General features: G+C 35.5%; 13 protein-coding genes. 9 read left to right on the top strand and 4 right to left on the bottom strand.

Annotation, left to right across the window (positions count from 1 at the left end; translation table 11 throughout):
- Positions 1-14: 14 nt before the first annotated feature.
- The 9 genes from HYN56_RS19105 (at position 15) to HYN56_RS19065 (ending at position 18,314) form a co-directional block, all read left to right on the top strand.
- Complete coding sequence (locus HYN56_RS19105) at positions 15-1,907, top strand: RagB/SusD family nutrient uptake outer membrane protein (protein ID WP_240622588.1); 1,893 nt, start codon at positions 15-17, stop codon at positions 1,905-1,907.
- Between the two features lie 11 nt (positions 1,908-1,918).
- Positions 1,919-3,568: a DUF5123 domain-containing protein gene (locus tag HYN56_RS19100; RefSeq protein ID WP_109193637.1), complete on the top strand. Its 1,650-nt coding sequence runs from the start codon at positions 1,919-1,921 to the stop codon at positions 3,566-3,568.
- A gap of 145 nt (positions 3,569-3,713) precedes the next feature.
- Entirely contained in the window at positions 3,714-4,916 is a 1,203-nt protein-coding gene (locus tag HYN56_RS19095) for a glycoside hydrolase family 88/105 protein (RefSeq protein ID WP_109193636.1), read from the top strand.
- Positions 4,917-4,940: 24 nt separating this feature from the next.
- Positions 4,941-6,623, top strand: coding sequence for a glycoside hydrolase family 28 protein (locus HYN56_RS19090; RefSeq protein ID WP_109193635.1), 1,683 nt, complete (start codon positions 4,941-4,943; stop codon positions 6,621-6,623).
- Positions 6,624-6,631: 8 nt separating this feature from the next.
- On the top strand, positions 6,632-7,618 hold the full coding sequence (locus HYN56_RS19085) for a pectinesterase family protein (RefSeq protein ID WP_109193634.1): 987 nt from the start codon (positions 6,632-6,634) through the stop codon (positions 7,616-7,618).
- 191 nt (positions 7,619-7,809) lie between these two features.
- Entirely contained in the window at positions 7,810-15,096 is a 7,287-nt protein-coding gene (locus HYN56_RS19080; RefSeq protein ID WP_109193633.1) for a pectinesterase family protein, read from the top strand.
- A 90-nt stretch (positions 15,097-15,186) separates the two neighbouring features.
- The gene (locus HYN56_RS19075; RefSeq protein ID WP_146194610.1) at positions 15,187-15,837 is read left to right on the top strand and encodes a hypothetical protein; all 651 of its coding nucleotides are present in this window, start codon (positions 15,187-15,189) and stop codon (positions 15,835-15,837) included.
- 172 nt (positions 15,838-16,009) lie between these two features.
- Positions 16,010-17,878: a TlpA family protein disulfide reductase gene (locus HYN56_RS19070; protein WP_109193631.1), complete on the top strand. Its 1,869-nt coding sequence runs from the start codon at positions 16,010-16,012 to the stop codon at positions 17,876-17,878.
- 76 nt (positions 17,879-17,954) lie between these two features.
- Entirely contained in the window at positions 17,955-18,314 is a 360-nt protein-coding gene (locus HYN56_RS19065) for a hypothetical protein (protein ID WP_109193630.1), read from the top strand.
- Between the two features lie 310 nt (positions 18,315-18,624).
- Here the strand turns inward: HYN56_RS19065 and HYN56_RS19060 are convergent, their stop codons facing one another.
- From HYN56_RS19060 to HYN56_RS19045, 4 genes are all read right to left on the bottom strand, one after another.
- Positions 18,625-19,320, bottom strand: coding sequence for a CPBP family intramembrane glutamic endopeptidase (locus tag HYN56_RS19060; RefSeq protein ID WP_109193629.1), 696 nt, complete (start codon positions 19,318-19,320; stop codon positions 18,625-18,627).
- A 74-nt stretch (positions 19,321-19,394) separates the two neighbouring features.
- Entirely contained in the window at positions 19,395-19,985 is a 591-nt protein-coding gene (locus tag HYN56_RS19055; RefSeq protein WP_109193628.1) for a Crp/Fnr family transcriptional regulator, read from the bottom strand.
- Positions 19,986-20,390: 405 nt separating this feature from the next.
- Complete coding sequence (locus HYN56_RS19050) at positions 20,391-20,912, bottom strand: PPC domain-containing DNA-binding protein (protein ID WP_109193627.1); 522 nt, start codon at positions 20,910-20,912, stop codon at positions 20,391-20,393.
- Between the two features lie 323 nt (positions 20,913-21,235).
- A complete protein-coding gene (locus HYN56_RS19045) occupies positions 21,236-22,747 on the bottom strand; it encodes a glycoside hydrolase family protein (protein ID WP_109193626.1) in 1,512 nt (503 codons plus the stop codon).
- Between the last annotated feature and the right edge of the window lie 998 nt (positions 22,748-23,745).

Raw genomic sequence — 23,745 nt, 5'->3', positions numbered from 1 at the left:
TAAATCACAAAATGATGAAAAATATAGTATTAAGTTTTCTGTTGATTTTTGCGCTGACTTTTACAGCCTGCGAAGATTATTTAGATGTACAGCCTGGATCGGGTTTTACTCAGGCAGAAGTTTTTAAATCAGAAAAAGACATGCAGTCTGCTGTTGCAGGAGTTTATACCCTGATGCTTGCAGAAGATGCCTATTCCAACCGTATTGCTTTTGTTTTTAATACCAATACCGATGTAGAAATGGCTGGTGTTGGAACCAATACAGTAAACGGAAATGGTTCAGACATTGCCTGTTATGATCCAAAACCTTATTGGACAACGTTAAACTCAACCTGGAGTGCCATGTACAAAATTATCAATATGGCGAATGACGTTATTGAAGGAATTGAAAGCTCAGATTTATACAAAACAGATCCAAAAACACAGCCTTCTAACGTAATGCAAATGTATGGTGAAGTAAAAACTATTCGTGCAATGGTTTATCTGGATATGATTCGTATCTGGGGAGATGTTGTTTTTAGAACTAAATCTTCAACAGGAGATGAAAATTTTGCTGTGGGAGTTACGGATAGAAATACCATTTTAGAATTCCTAATTGACGATTTAAAGTCAGTTGAACCTTTGATGAAAAATGCCAGTGAATTGGACTATGGCGTAGAACGTGCATCAAGAAGTTTCAATCAGGGATTAATTGGTTTATTGGCTTTAACTCGTGGTGGATGGACACTTCGCCCGGACGAAAATAATCCAGCGAACATTGGTCACATGGAAAGAGGAAAAAACTATGAGCAATATTATGACATTGCTATTCAGTATTTAGACAAAGTAATTCAGGGAAAACAACACGATTTGAAATTAGGTTTCAGAGAATTCTGGATCAAACAAAACAATTGGGAAACTCCGGTTAATGATGATGTGATTTTCTCTATCGCCATGTTGAAAAACTCTTCCGGAGAATACGGTTATTTAGCCGGAATTCCTATTGCGTCCGGGAATCATCCTTACGGATCTGCTTCGGGAAGTCTAAGTTTATGCGGGGAATACCTTTTTTCATTTGATAATAAAGATTTGAGAAGAGATGTTACTTGTGCACCTTATGGTTACGATTTAAATCTAAATCAGGAAATGCGTTTGGGGATAGCTCGTTTAGCCGTTGGAAAATGGTCTAAATTATACATGACCAGTCCTTTAGGGGGCACTAGCGAAAAAGGAACGGGAGTTAATTATTCCTGGATGCGTTTTGCCGATGTATTGTTAATGTATGCCGAAGCTGTAAACGAACGTTTTGGCCCACGTGAAGATGCTAAAGAATGTCTGAGACGTGTAAGAAGAAGAGCTTTCGCACAAGCAGATTGGGGAATGAAAGTTGATAATTATGTAAACGCTCAATCTTCTCCAGAGTTATTCTTTAAAGCGATTATGGACGAACGTAAATGGGAATTTGGAGGGGAAAGTAAACGTAAATTCGATTTAGCACGCTGGAATAAATATAGTGAAGTGGTTTACAACCAATATTACAAATTATTCAACTGGGGACGTGTAGCAAACGGAGCGTATGTTCCGGGAATAGATCAGGTTCCGGGCAATGTCTACTATAAATTGGTTAATGATCCTGCTAATTCAGGCAGAAAAATTCTGGATATACAGGGAATTAATCAAATCCTGACGGCAAATCCTGCAGGTTATACCGTACATCCATTTGCGATTAGCTGGTATTCCTTAAATAATGATACGGCGAGTTACGAACCGATAAACGAAATCAAATGGAGTTTTAGAGGGTTCATTAACTACAATAACGCTTCATCGGTTTCACCAAATAATCCGTTGCGTTATTTATGTCCTTATCCATCAAAGGTGATTACAGATCATCGCGGAGCCATTCAAAATTATTATGGTTTTAATTTTTAATTGAATCAATCATGAAAAATTCAAAAAAACTAATTTATATTTTATCCCTTATCGGATTGATTGTTTTTGGAGAAATACTAAAATCCTGCGACAATGACGAATTTCGCTATAAACCTGTAGAAGATTTATTTCAGCCAAAATTTGTGCTAGCAGCGCCTTTGGTAAAAAGTAATTCAATTGCTGTGGTTTGGTACAAAGTAAACGACGCGGCGTCTTATACAGTAGAATTACATTTAGACAATTATTACAAAAGTTTGTACAAATCGTACACGACAACAGATACGCAGATTTTAATGGATGATATTCCGTATAAAACCCAGTTTTATATCAGGGTAAGATCAAACCATGTAAACGGAGCACACAATTCACAATGGGCTTACACAAATGCCCTGACAGAAGATCGTCCGCCTTTTGATCCTATTTTAAATGCAGTAGAAAGAGTAAATATCACGGAAACAGATGTTACAGTAACCTGGGCGGTTTCTTCAAAAAATCCTGTAGACAGTATTTCGGTACAGCCGGCACAGTCATTAGAGCTTCCAGCTATCGGACGTAAATTAACAGCCGATGAAATGTCTAAAGGAGAAGCTACCGTTACCGGTTTAGAAAAGAATACTTTATACAACTTAAACATTTTCGATAATATTAAACCGAGACGTTATGATAAACCATACAATCAGGTTTCTTTCCGTTCTGCAGGGCCTTCAGCTTCTACTATTATTGTAACAAAAGGAATGGATCTAGATGCTTTATTGAGAACCAATAATGACGATCCAACTATTCCGGAAGGAACAGAATATTTCCTTGAAGCAGGTTCCTTGTTTAAAATTACTCCGTTTACTATCTCAAAAGGATTTAAACTGACTGGAGGAACGCAGGGAGAACGCCCTCAGATTGAAATGAACGGAAACTGGAATATTGCCGAAGGTTCTTATTTGTCTTCTCTTGCTTTTGAGAATATCCGTTTCTATCAAACTATCGATGCGAGTTATTTCTTTAACAGTGGAACAGCCTGGAAAATTGATGAGATTACTTTCTATAACTGTGTTTTCAATTATTTCAAACGTGGTTTCTGGAGACATCAGGGGAATGGTAAATACAAAGAAATCGGAAATTTTGATATGAGTTATTGTACGTTTGATCAGGTTGGAGGTCACACCGGGCCGTACGGAACATTTGCTTTTGGTTCTGCCGGAGCTGATAATGTGAAAAAAGCGGTTTTCTCGAATTGTACTTTCATGAGAGATTACTATCAGACAACAGATCAAAACCGAAACTTTAAAAATCTTTGGGATTACGGTACATCAGCTTATCCAATTCATTTGGAATATCAAAATATTACGATTTACGATTATGCTTATAACAGAGCATTAATTAATATTCCGTCTGCTGTTGGATCTACGCTGATCTTTAAAAATGTGTTGTTAGCTTCGGCGTGCGGAAAAGTGATTCAGGCTATTGGAGCCAATACAACTTCTACATACGGTAATAACTATACAACAACAAATTATCTGCTTGGAGCTTCTGCTATTCAAGGAACAGAATTAGGAATCAGTGCACAGAATTTATTTGTCGATCCGGCCAATGGAAATCTGATGATTAAAGATTCTAATTCTCCAATTGTGACCAACAGAGTAGGAGATACAAGATGGTTGCCATAAATTTTGTTAATTAAGTTAAGTGGTTTCAGTACTCAGGAAGTATCCTTGTGGTTGAGGATACTTCTATGTACTGATTTTTTGCCTCAGTAACAAAAGCGATTATGCCGATTATGATTGGTTTAGAGTAGAAGAAAATTAAAGAATTATGATATATAAAATAAAATATTGTTTTCTCGCTTTGTTCGTTCATTTGGTTTCATTTGGACAATCACCAATAACACCAATTGAATGGGCTAAGAAAATGGCCTATTCCGATCAAAAGCGTATTCCAAATCCGGTTTATCTGGATGGCGTGAAATTCCCTAAATGGAATTATACGAATGGTCTGGTAACATTGGCGAATCAGCAATTATTTGATTATACGAAAGAACAAAAATATTGGGATTACGGAATTTCGTATGCCGAACAGCTTATTGATAAAGACGGAAAAATAGGTGGAGGTTACGAACTCGAGAAATACAGTTTGGATTTAATCAATTCAGGAAAAATACTTTTTGAGATTTATACTAAAACCAAAGATGAGCGCTATAAAACAGCACTGGATATGCTTCATAAACAATTGGAAAGACACCCAAGAAATTCAGACGGCGGTTATTGGCATAAGAAAAGTTACCCGTGGCAGATGTGGCTTGACGGTGTTTATATGGCTGATCCTTTTTCAGCGCAATACGGATTAGTTTTTAATGATCCGAAGGCGATTGATGACGCTATTTTACAGGCAGAGTTAATTCAGAAACATACTTATGAACCTAAAACAGGTTTAAACTTTCATGGTTACGATGAAAAAAAAGTTCAGTTTTGGGCGAATAAAAAAACAGGAACTTCCTCGCATGTTTGGGGGCGTGCGCAAGGCTGGTACTGTATGGCATTGGTTGATATTTTGGATTTTGTCCCTGAGAATCATCCAAAACGGAAAGATTTAATAAAAATTCTTCAAAAAGTTTATGGAGCTGTTCTAAAAGCTCAGGATAAAAAAATAGGAGTTTGGTGGCAGGTTATGGATCAGCCGGAACGAAAAGGAAATTATCTGGAATCAACTTGTTCAGCCATGTTTGTGTATGCTTTCGCGAAAGCATATAACAAAGGGTATGTAGGAGAAAAATTTCTGAAGTCGGCTAGAATTGGTTTTAACGGAATTCAGAAAGAGTTCATCAAAGAAAACCTGGACGGAACTGTTTCTATAACAAAATGCTGTGCCGTAGCCGGATTAGGAGGGAAAAATCCCAAAGACCGAGATGGCTCATTTGAATATTATATTTCGGAACCTATCAGAGATGACGATGCAAAAGCTGTTGGACCTTTCATTATGGCAGGTATCGAATTGCAAAAAGTTTTAGACAAAAAATAATGTTTCCCAAAACAACAATTAGTTATGATAAAAATAAAAAATAGACTTTTGATAACAGTATTTCTTTTTACTGCCTTGTCTTGTGTGAGTCAAAAGAAAGTAGCTTCAAATGTTACTGAAAAAAGTTCCGCTTTGAAGATTCCGTTCAAAATGCCTGAAATACAGATTCCGACTTTTAAAAAAGACACTTTAAATATTATCGATTTTGGCGCAGTTCCAAATACTGAAGCATTGTGTACCAAAGCCATTAACGATGCGATCAGCAAATGTTCAGAATCTGGCGGAGGTGTTGTTTTAATTCCGGCTGGTTTATGGACAACGGGGCCGATAAAAATGAAAAGCAATGTAAATCTCCATACTCAAAATGGTGCATTTGTTTCTTTTACAAGTGATTTAAAACAATACAAACTGATTGAATCTTATTTTGAAGGAAGTAAAGTCATTCGCTGTGAATCGCCTATTATGGGAATTAATCTGGAAAATATTGCCATTACCGGAGAAGGTATTTTTGATGGAAATGGGGCTAAATGGCGACCAGTCAAAATTGGAAAAATGACTGCCGGGCAATGGGATGAACTGGTAAAATCGGGTGGTGTTTTATCCAAAGACGGTAAAATCTGGTATCCGTCAAAAGGAGCTTATTTGGGGAATGAAGAAAAAGACAAACTGCCTAAAAAACAAACCGTAGAAAATATGGAGCCTTATAAAGAAGCGCTTCGTCCCGTTATGGTCAATTTTGTGAATTGTAAAAAACTGCTTTTAGACGGTGTTACATTTCAGAATTCTCCTGCTTGGAATGTCAATCCGTTAATGTGTGAACATCTTACTTTGCGCAATTTGACGATTCGTAATCCATGGTATTCTCAAAATGGCGATGGACTGGATTTAGAATCCTGTAGAATCGGATCGGTAACCAATTGCCGTTTTGACGTAGGAGACGATGCGATTTGTATTAAATCAGGAAAAGACAAAGAAGGCAGAGACCGAGGAAAACCAACAGAATTGTTCGTCATTACAGATTGTGTTGTGTATCACGCACACGGTGGATTTACCATTGGAAGTGAAATGTCGGGCGGAGTTAAAAATATTTATGCCAAAAACCTGACGTTTAACGGAACAGACTGCGGACTTCGTTTTAAATCGGTTCGAGGACGTGGCGGAGTCGTAGAGAATATCTGGATGGAAGACATCCGAATGAACAATATTCCAACAGATGCCATCAACTTCAATTTGTATTATTTCGGAAAATCATTAACAGAAGATAAAGAGACAGGCGAAGTAGCAGTGGCAAAAGAGCCCGTTTCTGAAGAAACACCTGCATTCAAAAATATGTATTTCAAAAACATTTATGTAAACGGAGCTTCTCAGGCAATGAAAATTATGGGAATTCCGGAAATGCCTGTTGAAGGTATTGTGTTCGAGAATATGATTATTCGTTCAGATGTTGGCATTCAGATGAATTATACCAGTAAAATCGAATTCAAAGGTTTGGATTTAAGATTGGATAAACCGGGAATTGCGGTTAGTTTTTCGAACAGTCAGAATGTAAATATTGAGGGCTTTAAATCGACCGGAGAAAATCAAATGTTCTGGGTTGGCGGAACAGCTACAAAGGATATTACATTAAATAGCGAAGGCAGAAAAATGATTTGGGATAAAGATGTAAAAGTCCTGGAAGCGGTTAAAAATGAAGTGAAGATTAATTAAAAAAAACTATGATTCTAAATCTTCTAACAACGGTAGTTTTCTTTGTCCATTTTTCTTTAGATGGAAATTCTAATAGGATTAAAACAGACGAAGCGAAATCTAAATATGATATTGTAGTGGATGCAAATGGAACGGGAGATTTTAAAACGGTTCAGGAGGCATTTAATTCGGTTGCCTCTTTGAAAACAACGGAGACCACAATCTTTATCAAAAACGGCATTTACAAAGAAAAGCTGGAATTGCCTTTAGATAAAAATCACATTACTCTGATTGGAGAAAGCAAAGAAAAAGTGATTCTGACTTATGATGATTTTGCTTCAAAATCAAATGGAACAGGAGGAACAATTGGAACTTCAGGATCGGCTAGTTTTATTGTGACAGGAAACGATTTTAAAGCGCAGAACATCACTTTTGAAAATTCATCAGGCCCAGTCGGACAAGCCGTTGCGGTACGAATAGACGGAGACCGAATCATTTTTGATAATTGTAAGTTCTTAGGTTTTCAGGATACTTTATACCCAAGAGAAAGTAACAGTAGACAATACTATAAAAATTGTTATATCGAAGGAACGACCGATTTCATTTTCGGAGGTTCAACAGTCCTATTTGACCAATGTGAAATCTTCGCTAAAAAAGGAGGTTCTTATATCACTGCCGCAAATACTCCGGAATCGAATTCATGCGGTTTTGTATTTCTAAACTGTAAACTAACAACCAATTCAGGAGATGCTTCTTATTTCTTAGGAAGGCCTTGGAGAAATTATGCCCGAACTGTTTTTATAAAATGTGAAATGGATTCACACATAAAACCTTTGGGTTGGCACAATTGGGGAAAACCTGAAGCAGAAAAGACCGCTTTTTATGCCGAATACCAATCAACAGGAAAAGGAGCTAATACAGAAGCAAGAGTAAGCTGGTCGCATCAGCTTTCATCGGAACAAATTAAAAAGGAGTATTCAATGAAAGCAATTTTTAAAGATTGGAAACCGAAGTGAGCTTTTTACCATTAAGAAATTAAGTCAGTTAAGTTTTAATACAAAGCTAGCTTAATTCTCTTAATGCCTTAATGGTAGAAAAAACTATAGCTACAATTAATAATTTAAAATTTTATAAAACCGTCAAGAGGATGTGAAGATAAAAGTCCTTTTGACAACTATTTACTAACTAAAACCAACTTTTAAACCAAATGAAAAAACAATTTATTCATCTATTCCTCATACTGTTTACAGTAATGGGGTACTCTCAGACCATTGAGAGAATTGAAGCCGAAAAATTCAATCAGGCTTCCGGAGCACGAGCCGAAACCAATGCTTCTCTTTCGGGAGGCGGAAACGTAGGTTACATTAAAAACAATACCTGGATTAAATTTAATGCGGTCAATTTTACTGAATTTTTAACCCGTTTTGATATCGCCGCCGCGGGAGCAACAGGTGGAACTATCGAATTGAGATTAGGTTCAGATACAGGAACTTTAATTGGAACGGCAACTGTTTCAGGAAGTACAAGTTTTACAGATTATAAGAAGTTTTCTGTGGCAATTCAGCCCACAACAGGAACTTATGATTTGGTATTTCTTTTTAAACATCCAACCAATACCGGATATTTATTCAACCTTGATTATTTCGAAAAAGTAACAGATAATCCAAATGCTGTAACGCATAAACTGACCACTAGTGTTAGTCCGTCATCAGCAGGAACGATTACGCTGAATCCTGCCGGAACTACTTTCGTAAAAGGAACTGAAATTAAGCTAACAGCAAACAAAAATTTTGGTTATAACTTCAAACAATGGGTAGATGATAAAGGAGTTGTGGTTTCGACTGCAAACCCATTAACTTATACTATTGAGGCAGATGCCACTTTAATTGCACAATATGAAACATTAGAAACGTATTCATTGACCGTAAATGTGAATGGAGCATTTGGCTTGGGAGATTATACCATTTCTCCTGCGGGAAAAGACGGTGCATTTTCTGTTTATGAAAAAGGCACGAATGTTACGGTTACAGCTGTAGAAAATGACATTGTGAAATTCAGCAATTGGTCTGATGGTTCTACGTCGTTAAATACTTCTGTAGTTATGAATCAGAACCAAACGGTTACAGGAACTTATGCGAATCAGACTTTTATTGCGGGATGGACTTTCAAAACCGATCAGTATGCGAATCCACGTGTAGCGGAATTATATTCTAAAATAGAAAACCGCCCGCAGTTAATGGCGTATAATGTTGCCGATAATGTATTGGCTCCAAACGTAAGACTTCAGAACCGAGGCGGGAAAAACGGTTTTTGTGTCTGGAATACCGAAAGAGGGAATTTCTATTATTTTATGACTACACTTTCTACAGTGGGTTATAAAAACATAAATGTGGCATCGGGATTACTGGGGTATTATTATGGTGCTGACGAATGGACTTTTCAATATTCATTAGACGGCGTAAACTTTGTGAATGTTTCAGCTTTAACAACCATAAATACTAATACAATTACATCTATCGGAGGAACTCTTCCAGCTGAAGCAGAAGGAAAAGAAAAGATCTATTTAAGATGGTTTCCAAATAGTAACGGACCAAAACATGGATCTGCTGTTGATGTAACTGCAACGATTATTTCCAACTTGATGATTAAAGCCGATGAGGTTTTGGTGGTTGATACGAATGCACCTGTTTTAGAATCTTCATTGCCTGCAGAATTAGCAAGTTCAGTTGGGGCAAATGGAAACATCATTTTGAATTATAATGAACAAGTTCAATTTGGTACAGGACAAGCCGTTTTAAACGGAAAAAATCTAAATGCGGAGTTTATCAATAAAACGGTAAAGTTTAGCTATTTCGGATTAGAATATAATAAACAATATACGTTTACCATTCCGGCAGGATTTGTAAAAGATCTTTCAGGAAACAACGGGCCTGCATTGACTCTTTCCTTTAAAACAATGGAAAAACCGGTTCCTGTTAAACGTAATTTTGATTTAATTGTTGATGCCAATGCTACGGATGAACAAATTGCTTCAAAAAAATATGTCAAAACTATAGCAGAGGCATTTAATCTGGCACCAAATAATTCTGCTTCAAGATTTCTAGTTCTGATTACAAACGGAACTTATAATTTAGGTGGAGACGGAACAAATCCGCAGGATATTGTATTGAAACTTCCAACAGGAAAAAATAACGTTTCCTTAGTGGCACAATCAAAAGATAAAGTAATTCTGCAGGGAAATCCGGGCTGGGGAATCAAAAATGCGGTTCTTTCTATTGAAGCCAATGATTTATACATGGAAAATGTAACAATCGAGCATAAAGACGGAATTACAACATCAGGCCAAAGACCAGCTCTTAATCCGGCAGGAGATCGAAATGTGTATAACGGAGTTCGTTTAAGAAGTAAACAAGACACGCAAGTTACAGGCGGAAAAAGAAGTTTCTATTATAAATCAACCATTGAAGGTGATGTGGATTTTATCTGCGGAGGCGGAACACATTGGTTTGAAGAATGTAAACTGGTTTCAGTGGCTTCTGGTTATATCGTAGCACCAAATCATGACGCTGCAACGCAATACGGTTATATTTTTAATAACAATACAATCACTGCAGCTACAAGTTATTATTTAGGCCGTCCGTGGCAGAATGCACCTAGAGCGGTTTACCTAAATACTAAAATGATCAACGAACCAAATGTATTAGGTTGGGCAAATATGGGAACGTATCCGGCACTTTTCGCAGAATACAACAGCGTAAACGGAAACGGAATTGCTGTTAACACCGATAACAGAACCAATACCTTTACTGTTGATGGCGTTTCAAAAACAGGAAATTACAATCCAGTTTTGACAAAAGCTCAGGCTGACGAATATACTATAGAAAATGTATTAAGCGGAACTGATAAATGGGATCCGCGCACGATAGTGGAACAAGTTACAAAACCTTCTAATCTTTTAGTATCTGACAAGAATACTTTAAAATGGGATGAAAATAAATATGCGATGTGTTATGTAATCAGTAAAGAGGGTAAAATCTTAGCTATTACAACAGATGCCCTTTATGCAGATACGGACACAAAAGCGGGAACTTATACTTACACCATTCAGGCAGCAAATGAATATGGAGGATTGAGCGAAATCAGTAGCATCAGCATGACAATTAACGGTGGAGTAGTAAAATCTCCTATTTCTTATTTAAATTCGATTGATGGAAAAGCTATAGCCGGACTAACTCCTGTCGAATATACAGAGGGAACAGCCTTAACTTTACCTGTACCGACTTTAAATGGTTACACTTTCTACGGATGGTCAGCTTCTGCTACAGTTCCAAACACACTTAAAGAAATTGCAGCGACAGCGACAGGAAATCAAACGGTATATGCTTACTGGGGAACAGCGGGGAATAATAAACCAGACGAAGTGATTCCTCCAGGCAGTTTCGATTATGATTTTACAGCAGCTGTAAATAAAAACTGGGATAATGCAGCCAACTTTAGTCCTGCCGAAATGCCTGCTGCAGGTAAAACTGTTTCTTGTACTAAAGAAATAGAAACAACTGCAACCGTTTTTCCAGCCGATATGACTTTTTCAGGTGCAGGGACACTTCGATTAAGAGGCGCTCATAAATCGACAGGAAATCTAACTTTCAAAGACGGTACAAGAGTTTATTATAATACAAGCGGTGCAGGAATGACTTTAGAAGCACCAATGATTGTTTCCGGTAATGTAAAATTCGAAATGATCTCAGGCATTGCTAATCAAACCATATTGACTTTAAGCGGACCAGTTTCAGGAAATGGAATTGTTTCTCCTTTAAATACAGGTCAGGGAGTGAATGCGAATACAGGAACTTTATTGTTGAAAGGAGATAACAGCGAGTTTATCGGAACTTGGGACGTGACGCAAAAAAGCACCAAATTCCCAGCCCTAAATTATCCAACTGTAATTGAAGGAGCTTCGGCAAATGCTTTTGGTTCGGGAACGATAAAAGTTGGTCAGGACAATTATATTGTTTTCAGCCATGAACGAGCGGCTGGTTCCAATTTAAATCTGATTATTACAGAAAACGGAAAAGCATCTTTAAATACTGTTTTAAATGTACAAAAATTAACTGTTAACGGAGTAGAATTTAAAGAAGGAACTTACGACAAAACAACGAATCCGGAATTTTTTACAGGAGAAGGAAAAATCGAAGTTAAGAAAGAAGCGACAGGCGGAGGAAGTGAAACTATTCCTGCATTTCCGGGAGCAGAAGGTTATGGTAAATACGTAACTGGAGGTCGCGGTGGAAAAGTAATTTATGTAACGAATCTGAACGATTCCGGAGCAGGTTCGCTTCGTGAAGCCATTAATCAGGCTGGGCCGAGAATTGTGGTTTTCAAAGTCTCTGGAAATATCGAACTGAAAAGCGAATTAAACATCACCGATAATATTACTATTGCCGGACAAACAGCACCGGGCGGAGGTATTACTTTAAAAGATTACAACGTTAAGGTAAGAGGAAATAATATTATCCTGCGTTATTTACGTTTTAGAATGGGAGATACCCATGATGTAGAAAATGATGCTTTAGGCGGACGTTTTCAAAAGAACATTATTGTCGATCACTGTTCGATGAGCTGGTCTACAGACGAATGTGTATCTTTTTATCAAAATGAAAATTTTACGCTTCAGTGGTGTATTATTTCTGAAAGTCTTCGAAATTCTGTTCATGCAAAAGGAGCTCACGGTTACGGAGGTGTTTGGGGAGGTAAAAATGCTTCTTTCCATCACAATTTGTTAGCGCATCATGATAGCCGTAATCCAAGATTAGGAGAATATGCCAATGATATTTTTGCTAAAACCGATTTAGTTGATATTCGTAATAACGTAATCTATAACTGGGGAGGAAACAGCTGTTATGGCGGAGATGCTATGAACGTGAATCTGGTAAACAATTACTGGAAACCTGGACCTGGAACTTCCAATTCTACCAAAGAACGAATTTTATCTACAGGAAGAAGTTTAGATACGACTTCGCCATTATACGGCATCTGGGGTAAATATTTTGTGGATGGAAATTACGTGGTAGGTTCTGAAAGAGCTACTCAGGATAACTGGACATATGGAGTTTACAGTCAGTTTCACGGCAGTCAGCTTCCAGTAAGCGATGCTGATAAAGCTTCAATAAAAATGAGTACACCTCACGCACCAGGCGAAATAACAACGCATAGTGCTACAAAAGCGTATCAATTGGTTTTGGAGAATGCTGGAGCCAATCTTTTTAGAGATGCTGTTGACAAAAGAGCGGTAGATGATACACGTTCTGGAACAGCAAGTATTATGAACGGAGGCAACGGAAGTACAAACGGTTATATTGATACACCATCGGCAACTGGAGGATGGCCAGTTCTTCCTACTGGCGAAGCTCCATTAGATACAGATGGAGATGGAATGCCAGATAAATGGGAAACTGAAAAAGGTTTAAATCCTGCCAGCGCGGCCGACGGAAATCTAAAAACAGTTGACGGAATTTATACCAATATTGAAGTTTATATCAATAGTTTGGTCAATCATATCACAGCGGTACAAAATGGAAGTTTAGATGTGTATGTAAATCCGCAGAATTTTGTAGAGAAATACAACGCCGCAGAAGATGGTTCAAAGTTTATAATGGCAAGTGGTACTTATACCACAAGTACAGCACTTACGGTTAAAAATCATAAATACACTTTCGTTCCTGACGAAAATTCAAAGCCAGTGTTTGCAGGTTCATTTTTATCTGATCAAGCAGAAATTTTTTCAGGAAGTTTCAGTTTTTCAGGAGTTGATTTTGATTTAACGAATACCTACTCTAATGTATTTCAGTTTAAAAATGGTTCTGGAGTATCGGCTTTTGAAATAAAAAATGCTTCTATTAAAGGAATTAAACAAAGCTTATTCGTAACGGAAGGTGCGAGCGATCATCCAATTTCTAAGATAGTTTTAGAGAATTGTATTATTGATGGAACGGCTTCAGAAAGCGCGAGTTTTATTCAACCCGATTCACATATTGTAAATACGATTTCGGTTAAAAATTCAACGGTTTTTAATTACAAAAAAGGAAATAGTTTTATAATGCTTCAGAAAAAAGATGCGGTCAATGAAAGCTTAAATGTTGCGATTGAAAATAATACCATTCATAATTCGGGAAGCCAGGATGGTTTTGTGTTTATCAATAATCAGTACAGCAACACTTCGACTTATACCTTTAAAAACAATATCATGCAGGACGAACGTGAAAATCCAAAACCGATTTTTATGTTCAATTCTAATCACGCAATTGGTGCAGGAAAAGCAGTTTTGGATAATAATCTTTTGGTTGGAGTAACTTCACAAATTGTTAAAGGAACAGTTACGGTTACTGAAACTAATGTTAAAACAATTAATAGTTTAGGATTATTATCACTTTCATTTCCAAATCCTGTTTCGGGAGATTTTAGCTTCTCTAAAAATTCTCCTTTAGCAAAAGCTTCATTGGAAGGCGGAGTTCTTGGAGATCCAAGATGGCTAAAAGCAGATGCTAAGTTTTCAATAATTAATTATGTGAATTCGATAGACGGAAAAGCCATTACATTATCTCCATCTGAATTTATGGAAGGAGCGGTAACCAATTTGCCAATACCAAAATTGGAAGGGTACACTTTCTTTGGCTGGTCGGCTTCTGTAACTACACCAGGATTACTCAAAACCATTCCGGCAACAGCGACAGGAAATCAAACGTTTTATGCGTTTTGGGGAGAAGGAGGAAACAATAAACCAGATCCCAAACCTGTTGTAAAATCGGGAATTAGCTACATGAATTCAATTGATGGCAAAGCTATAATTGGATTAACTCCTGTTGAATATACAGAAGGTACTGCACTGACTTTACCTGTTCCAACTTTAAAGGATTATACTTTCTTCGGATGGTCGGCTTCTGCAACAACACCGAATTCGATTAAAGAAATTGGAGCTACAGCAACAGGAAATCAAACGTTTTATGCTTTCTGGGGTGTTGATGGGAATAACAAAAAAGATGAGGTAATTCCACCGACTTTCTACAGTATTTCTTATTTGAATCTGCCATCTGGAGCCGTTAATCCAAATAAAACAAGTGTACAGACCGGAACCACTTTTGTTTTAGAAGAAGCACAAGCTACAGGTTACCGATTCTTAGGCTGGTATGCTGATGCTTTATACGGAAAAGAAGTAACAGGTTTTGGTACTACTCAAAAGGAAAATGCAACGGTTTACGGACGCTGGAAAAAGCTGGGAGAGTTTTTAGTTTTCCCAACGGTTGCTAGTGGCAAGATTACTTTAAGATCAAGCACAGAATTGGATCGTTTGGCTATTTTCAGTATGAATGGACTTTTAGTTAAACAAGTAGATGTGATTGGTTTAGAGACTGACATCTCAATCTCTGATTTAGCTTCTGGAAGTTACTTTATCAAAAGTTTAAAAACAGGAGAAACGGCTAGAATTATAGTTAAATAAGTTTATAGAATCATGGGATGAAAGTTTTCAATTTTCATCCCTGATTTGCAACACGAAATTCATCAGTATAAAAAATAAATCATTATAGATATGAATAATAGTTTTAAAATAATAATGCTGGTTTTCATTACTTTATTATCATCTTGTTCAAGTGATAATGAAAGTGATCAGGATGCTAATGCAAACAAGGGTTATCTGAAAATTGGAAGCCAGACGGTAGAATTATCACAGGGATACCTTGAAAATTATGGTGTAAGGGGAAATGCTTATAATATCGATTTTTCGTTACGATCAAAATCCATTTCGGATAAAGAAGATGGAGCAGTAGTGTACTTCGAATTGTTTTCTTCATTAAAAAATAATTTAGCAAAGGGCGATTACAGTTTTGGCGGATATTCTGAAGCAACGGCTTATACTTTTACAAAATGGGGACAATCATTATTAGGGAAAAACATTAATGCAGAAAAAGGCGGTATGTCGGTAACTAATGGTGTCAGTATAAAACCAACCAGCGGCACATTTAAAGTTTCGGAAAATGGGGAAAATTATAAAGTCAGTTTTACGGGAAAAGGCACGGCGAGTTATTATAAAGACGGAGTACTTACTTCGAGTGAGAATGATGTCAATTTTGTAATGCAGTATAAAGGAAATGTAAGTCGTTCCGAAGCAAAGAATTTTACAGCAAAAAAATCTAATTCTCTGTTGAGAGTAGAAAAAGATCACACAATTATTTTTAACTAATTTTAGAATTAGTTTTTGGAAAAAACAGGCTGTCAAAAGACAGTCTGTTTTTATTTTAGTTCAATCATAATTTTAGTGGAATTGGAAAAATATTTTAAAAAATGACTTTCTTCACTAGGGGATATGTCCGATTTTTTTTACTTACTAATAAACTTAAAAGTGAGTAAAAAATATGAAAATTAAAAAAGTAAGACTGTTACTAGTGTTTATGACATTGTCATTGTTTATTCCTGAAGTGAATGGACAAACAGCAAATAAAAAAAACAATAAGATTGCGGATGTTTCAAAAGAGAAAACAGCAGTTGCTGTAGAAGTTCCAAAAGAAATTGAGGAATGGATGAATAGTGAGTTCTTAAAAATAAAAAAGCAACCCATTGCAGATTTTAATTCTTCGGATTTTTACAATAAAACTAATGGACGACTTATCGGATATATTAACGGTTACAATAAAAACTTAGGGTTTACTACCGGAATTGTCTATTGGATTAATGAGATTACTTCAGAGGATTTACCTGCGGTGATACAAATTCATCCTGATGGACGTTTTGAAGCTGATCTTCCATTATCATACCCTATATATTTGAATGCCATAATTAAAGATGTCTCGATTCCTTTGTATATTGAACCCGGACAGGTTGTTGCATGTATAGTTGATATAAAGGATTTACTGCCTGTTTCTGATAATTCCAAATTTAAGAAAGTGTTTTACAAAGGAACACTGGAGCAGATAAACAACGATTTGCTAAATTTTGATTACAATATAATAGATTTTGAAGATACAGAACGAAAGATAAATTCTCTTCCTGCCGAGGATTTCAAAAGTAATCAATTTGCAGAGCAAAAAGAAAATTTAGAAAGCCTTGATAATTATATCAAAAGTCATCAATTCAGCAGTAAAGCGGCTGTTATTATAAAAAATGATATTTATTTAAAAACGGCTATTAATTTGTTTGAGTTTCCGCAAATAAAATTCAGATCTCTGGCACACCCGGACAAAAAAGCAGTTAATACACTTGATAATAGTTTCTATAATTTCCTGAAAGAATTCCCTTTAAATGATCAAAGTCTTTTGGTATCTTCTCTATTTGGAACATTTGAGAATCTTTTTGAATTCAGCCAGCCTTTTAGTGTTGAGCCAAGTCGGGAAATATTCAGAGTCACGCCAGAAAAAAATATCTTAGCTTATTTAGATGAGCAGGCAGTCAAAATATCAAAGGAAGATAGAGAGTTACTAAATGCCATTTACAATTCATCAAATGCATCTAAAACAGTTGTCGAAAATAGAGAGAATAAAGTAAAGCAATTTAGAGAAAAATACAGGAAAGAAGTCGAATTATACAATGAAAAGTACGTTATGCCATTAGTGAATGCCAATTCTTTAAATATAGCAAAAGAATATAGCAGACTAAGAGATTCTGTAGTAACAAATGTATTGGGATTACAGCATAATTTAGTTTATGATATTACAAAAGTGAGGAAACTTAAATTTGATACCAGTAGAGCAGACAGAAAAAAGGCCATGACATATTGGGAAAATCAGAAAAAAGAAATAACAACTCCTTTTGTAATTGAAGAAGGAAACGTTCTTCTGAACCAGGTTTTTCCGTCTGAAAGTTCCAAAGCTTATGTTTTACCTCCGGGAAAAGCGACTGATATTTTTAATAAAATTATAAATCCCTTTAAAGGAAAAATTTTGTTTGTTGATTTTTGGTCTACCAGTTGCGCGCCATGCGTTGGAAACATTAAAAATATGAAGGAGATACGCAGAAAATACGAAGGAAATAAAGACTTTGAGTTTCTGTTTATAACAGAAGAAACAGAATCGCCTTTATCTGGTTATTCTAAATTTATAAAGGATCAGGAACTAAAAAACAGCTTTAGATTATCAGTAGATGACTATAATTATCTTCGACAACTTTTTAAATTTGAAGCAATTCCGAAATATTTTGTTATTGATAAAAAAGGAAATGTATTGATTGATGGTTTCCAAATGCACAATTTTGAATTTGAGTTGAAGAGTGTTTTAGAATTAGGGAAATAAAATCAAAAGAAACATTCTTTTTTCAATTTGTACCTTTGAGCCCATAAAACCTCATTTTAAGATTAGAAAAAAGTAAATGACGATACAAGATTTAGTTGGTAAATATTCCATTTCAGGAAGCAATCAGGACGAAAGTAACGAAATAACTTACAAAGGTGTTTTGACTTTAAATCTGGATAAAAATAACCGAATTGTGGCGCATTGGCTCATCAATAATTCGCAAGTTCAGAAAGGACACGGTTTCTTTAAAGACAATATTCTGGTTATTAATTTCAGCTACAAAGGAGATGATAAAGAAACCTATAAAGGTGTCGCGGTTTATCGATGTATTACCAAAGATGTACTCGACGGATTCTGGTCTGAAAAACATGGAAATCCGCTTTATCTTGGAGCTGAACATTGTTTAAGAATAGAAAGTTCAGAGCAATTGAATTAAAAAACCGTTTAATTTAAACACATAGAAACATAGATTTTTTTTTAGTTTGAAAAAGAATAGAAAAAGAAACTGGTTTCTCACATATAGTCCGCACAGTTTGTCATCCTGACGAAGGAAGGATCACAAACGTAACTCGACAAAGATTGGCGACGTAGATTACTGAGCTTCTAGTGCGATCCTTCCTTCGTCAGGATGACAAAAAAAGCTCATAATGCATAACATAACGTATTACTATGTGTTTTATTAAAAGTGAAACGACTTTTCTTAGCGTTAAGAAAATCTATGTTTCTATGTATTTAATTTTTTGGAACTACTCAGCAATTGGATTTAGTGCTTTTTTATTTTTTCTGTTATAAATTATAATAAAGCCAACCCAGATAATCAATAAAGTCACGATCAGCGTTAATTCCGTATCATGCAAGCCATTGCGGAAAAAATTGTTTAGAGAATGCACTCCGGCAACTGCCAATAAAGATCCTGTAGAAGAATATACTTTTCCGATTCCCCAGCTGCCAAAGAAGATGATTCCTAAGAAAATCATATTGCTTGAAGTGGTTTCAAAGTTTAAATGCCACGCAAACCAAAGAACCGCAATAATTAAGATCGAAGTAAATTTAGGAAGCGATTTTAATTGTTCCTGTAAAAAACCTCGCCAGCCAATTTCTTCTAAAAGTCCGTACACTAAAACCGTAAACATTAATAAAATTGGGAATTTACCCATAACAAAATAATAAGTTCCAGCAATTAAAACAGCCGGTAACAACCAATAAACAGCAAACGGAACGATGGCATTTTTGTAAATTCCTTTTAAAGACATTGGATTTTGCAGAGAAAATATTTTTATCGCAGCCAAAGCACCCAAAGCTGGGCCGACACCACGAAGAAGAATAGCTAAATACGGATTTTCAATTCCTGATAATAAATTGGTTTTAACCGCAACATATCTGCAGATTACTGCAATTACATAATAAACTATTATAGCGCCAAAGTTGATTTTAGTTTTCATAAGTTATTTCGTTTGATTTAGTAAAGCAAACTTAGCGAGCTCAAATGAGAATAAAATTGACTTTGGGTAAGAAATCATTTTTCCATAACTCTTTTTCGAATTCGGCTTAAACTTTCTGCTGTTAATCCGAGATAAGAAGCTATGATTTTTAAGGGCGTTCTCTGGAATATTTCCGGGCGACCTTCTATAAGTTTTAAATAACGTTCCTGAGGAGAAAGCGTTAAGAGATTAATTTGTTCCTGCTGTTTGCGTACATAAAGCATTTCAGAAATCGCTTTGCCAATTCGTAAACCCGTTTCAGATTTTTGGTATAATTCGTTTAAATCGGAATGAGAAATTGACCATAAAATCAGTTCTTCCAATGCTTCCGTTTTGATAACTGTGGGCTGTTGATTTAAGAAAGACATATAATCACTAATGAAACTTTTTTCATAAAGAAGATTGATGCAGATATCTCTTTTCCCATCCCAAACAAATAATCCTGCTGATCCTTTTATAACAATGTTTAGATATCTTTCTATAGCATTGTAATCTTTTATGATTTCTGATTTTTCAAATTCCCGTACTTTAATTTTCTCCGAGAATCCTTTCCAGATAGTCATATCTGCGGTAAAATAGGTTTCAAAAATGTTCTTTACATCTTCAGGGGAAGGACTTTGTGGCATGTTGTTTACTATCAGTTGAAGAAGGCAATATAAGTTTTATCTTTCAAAATAAAAACAACTGTATTAACTTGAGAATTAGTTTTTTTTAACACATAGAAACATAGATTTTTTCTTTTTAAAAACTTAATAAAAGACTTTAGAAAGAAACCAGTTTCTAACACATAGCTCACACAGTTTGTCATCCTGACGAAGGAAGGATCTCCGCAAGTAGCTCCGCATAGTGAATCACCAATCTTTGTAGAGTTTCTAACGGAGATCCTTCCTTCGTCAGGATGACAAGTTTGAGAGTAAGATAGTAATAATGAAAGCTATGTTTTTTATTGTAAGTGAGATGCCTTTCAAGACAAAGCAAAATCTATCCCCGATAGCTATCGGGGCTTTTGGTTTAAAAATTATATTCAAAGCTTACTTCAAACAAGGCAATTGTAAAACATTAGCATTCAACGGCTGTTCAATCTTTCTTTCTAATTTTTCACTGTTTACAGTAATATAAATTTCCATAGAACCCGTTCCAACTTTTAACGCTAAAATATGACCACCATAAGCATCGAATTTATCATCGGTTGCTACGCCGTGCATGTGAATCGATGGTTTTTCTCCGCTCCAGGCGATAGAACCAGTTATACTTCCCATTTCGACTTTATTGAAAGTTTTAGGATGAAATTTTTTCTGGCTGAAATCATAAAATCCGAAAGTTGCATCCTGTGCAAAACCAATTCCGGTAAAATTAGCGGACGGGATATTTTGTTCTTTCGCCAGATTTTCAATCAAAGCCAAAACATTATCGCCTTCGCGAAGCACCATCAAATAACCATTTGGGATTTTAATATAACGGCATTTTTCTTTATCATTTTGCTGTGCATTAGCTAAATTAAAAATCAGCAAAAATGCTAAAGCAATAAAGATTTTATGGATTTGAATTTTCATAATTATTTAAATTAAATAGTAATTAATTTCTTTGATGTACTGCTGGCAATAAATGTAAAACACATAGAAACATAGAATTTTATTGTCAATGAAGAGTACAAAAAGAAACTAGTTTCTAACACATAGCACTATGTGTTTATTGTTTTTTACCAAAAAAAATCACAGATTTTCGAGAATTAAAAATTTGTGGAAATCCAAGAAATTCGTGGCTTTTAAAAACTTAATGCTATGTGTTTTTATTAAAAGTGAAATGTCTTTTTCCGCTCAAAGAGAATCCCCGATAGCTATCGGGGCTATGTGTTTAAAAATTAATTGTATAGATTTCAAATTAAAGAATTCGGTTGCAACTCATTATCATATTTTTCAGGATCGGATGCTGCATATTCATTTTCTGGTTCCGGAATAACATGAATTTTAGAATCGCTGATAGAAATAACCGCCGAACAAACATAAATACCAACTTTTCCCTCGTTGTATTTAAAATCTAGCAAGGTCAGTTTTACAATTTCATTGATCGAAAGTTCGTAGTAATTTCCATAACGGATGATCTTAAAAGAAATCTGTTTTTCTTCGCTAATTTCAAACTGATTGGTCTGAATATTTTCAAAGATAAAATTATTCTTTACATCTTTTTCATTAAATCCCCAAGCTCTGAACTGAACGAAACCATTCATAAAGTCGATTGAAATATAATAACCCGTTCCTTCTTTATCACATTCAATTACAAATCCCGTTTTTCCCATTCCTTCAACAGAAAAAGTACCTTCCCAGACAAAATCGTTGGAAGGCTTTTCGAAGCCGTAAATCTCATAACCACTTCGGCATCCAAATCGCCATTTATTTTCATTTTCCTGAACAAACTCAGCAGTAGGATTTCCCAGAATCGGCATTGGCTGTGGCAGGTCTTTTTGAAGAATGGTTTTCTTATAGAGTTTTTCCCAATAATAATAAGTCTTTAGCAAAAGACGACCGCTTTTATCCACATCCAATTCCTTTGGAGGCGGAATAACGCGGTGCGTATTCACATTTCCATCTGCGAAATAGAAATTATAAACCAGAAAATGTTTTCCGTCTTTTACGACTCTTGCCGCATAATTTCCCTGAGGCATCAGCACATTATTATGAAAAGCCGAATATTCTCCTCTAAATTCAGCCGAAGACCAATAGCGGACTTTTATATCTTCCCGAATGGAACCTAGTAGATAATGATTTCCTTTAATCTCAAAAACACAGGGACATTCGACATCATCATACACATACGGAATATGAAGCGGTTTCTGTAAAACATAACCTTCTGCTTCTCTTTTAGCAATTCCGATACAGCCACGTCTGTAAGTTGGTCCTGAAGCACTTCTGGCACAGATTAATAAATAATCGTCTCCTTTATATTGATATTTAAAAGGATCTCGAAAACTTATCCATTCTCTCGGATTATTGTTTTTGCTTTCATAATGCGGTGCTTCACTTTGAAACGGAAGTCCATATAAATTCTCTTTTTTCCAGGTTAATAAATCGGTCGAAATGGCTCTTCCTACTTTTTGCTCAATTCCTTTGTCCTGACGTTTTAAACCGGTATAATACATTTCATAACCGTCTCCTTCCGATCTTTTACTGATGTGCATTGTCCAGAGCATATCGTCGTCCCATTCTCCGGGATCGCCAACAAACAAAGCGTTCTTGACACGTTTCCAAGAAAGGCCATCTTTAGATATCGCATGGGCAATATAATCGTGGTTAGGAATAATTAAGTGAAACAAATGATGAATTCCTTTTTCATCTATAAATACATCGACATCTCCAATTTCCCAGTTGCTAAATCCTGATCCTGAATACATTTTATTACTTATTTTAATCTGTTATTATATTTTTTTTAATTTTTAAACACATAGAAACATAGCTTTCCTTTACTTAGAAAGGCATTTCACTATAGCTCTGTGTATTTAATTTTTTTTGCCGCAAATTGCACGAATTTTCACAAAATTTTTCATTCGAGGAAATTGGTGTAATTCTTGGCTTAAATTTTTTTTAAAACACATAGAAACATAGTTACGATTTGTCTTGAAAGGCATTTCACTTACAATAAAAACATAGTTTTCATTATTACTATATTACTCTCAAACTTGTCATCCTGACGAAGGAAGGATCTCCGTAAGAAACTCTACAAAGATTAGCGATTCACTATGCGGAGCTACTTGCGGAGATCCTTCCTTCGTCAGGATGACAAACTGTGTGGGCTATGTGTTAGAAACTAGTTTCTTTCTAAATTCTTTTATTAATCTTTAAAAAAAATCTATGTTTCTATGTGTTTAATTTTTTTTACCACAAATTCCACGAATTTTATCTAATTAAAAATTTGTGGAAATTAGTGCAATTCGTGGCTTAATTTATTTTTAACACATAGAAACATAGTTATGCTTTGTCTTGAAAGGCATTTCACTTACAATAAAAACATAGTTTTCATTATTACTATATTACTCTCAAACTTGTCATCCTGACGAAGGAAGGATCTCCGTAAGAAACTCTACAAAGATTAGCGATTCACTATGCGGAGCTACTTGCGGAGATCCTTCCTTCGTCAGGATGACAAACTGTGAGGGCTATGTGTTAGAAACTAGTTTCTTTCTAAATTCTTTTATTAATCTTTAAAAAAAATCTATGTTTCTATGTGTTTAATTTTTTTACCACAAATTCCACGAATTTTATCTAATTAAAAATTTGTGGAAATTAGTGCAATTCGTGGCTTAATTTATTTTTAACACATAGAAACATAGTTATGCTTTGTCTTGAAAGGCATTTCACTTACAATATAAAACATAGCTCTGTGTATTTAATT

The organism is Flavobacterium crocinum, assembly GCF_003122385.1.
Lineage (GTDB): Bacteria > Bacteroidota > Bacteroidia > Flavobacteriales > Flavobacteriaceae > Flavobacterium > Flavobacterium crocinum.
This window is presented reverse-complemented; position numbering and strand designations above follow the sequence as displayed.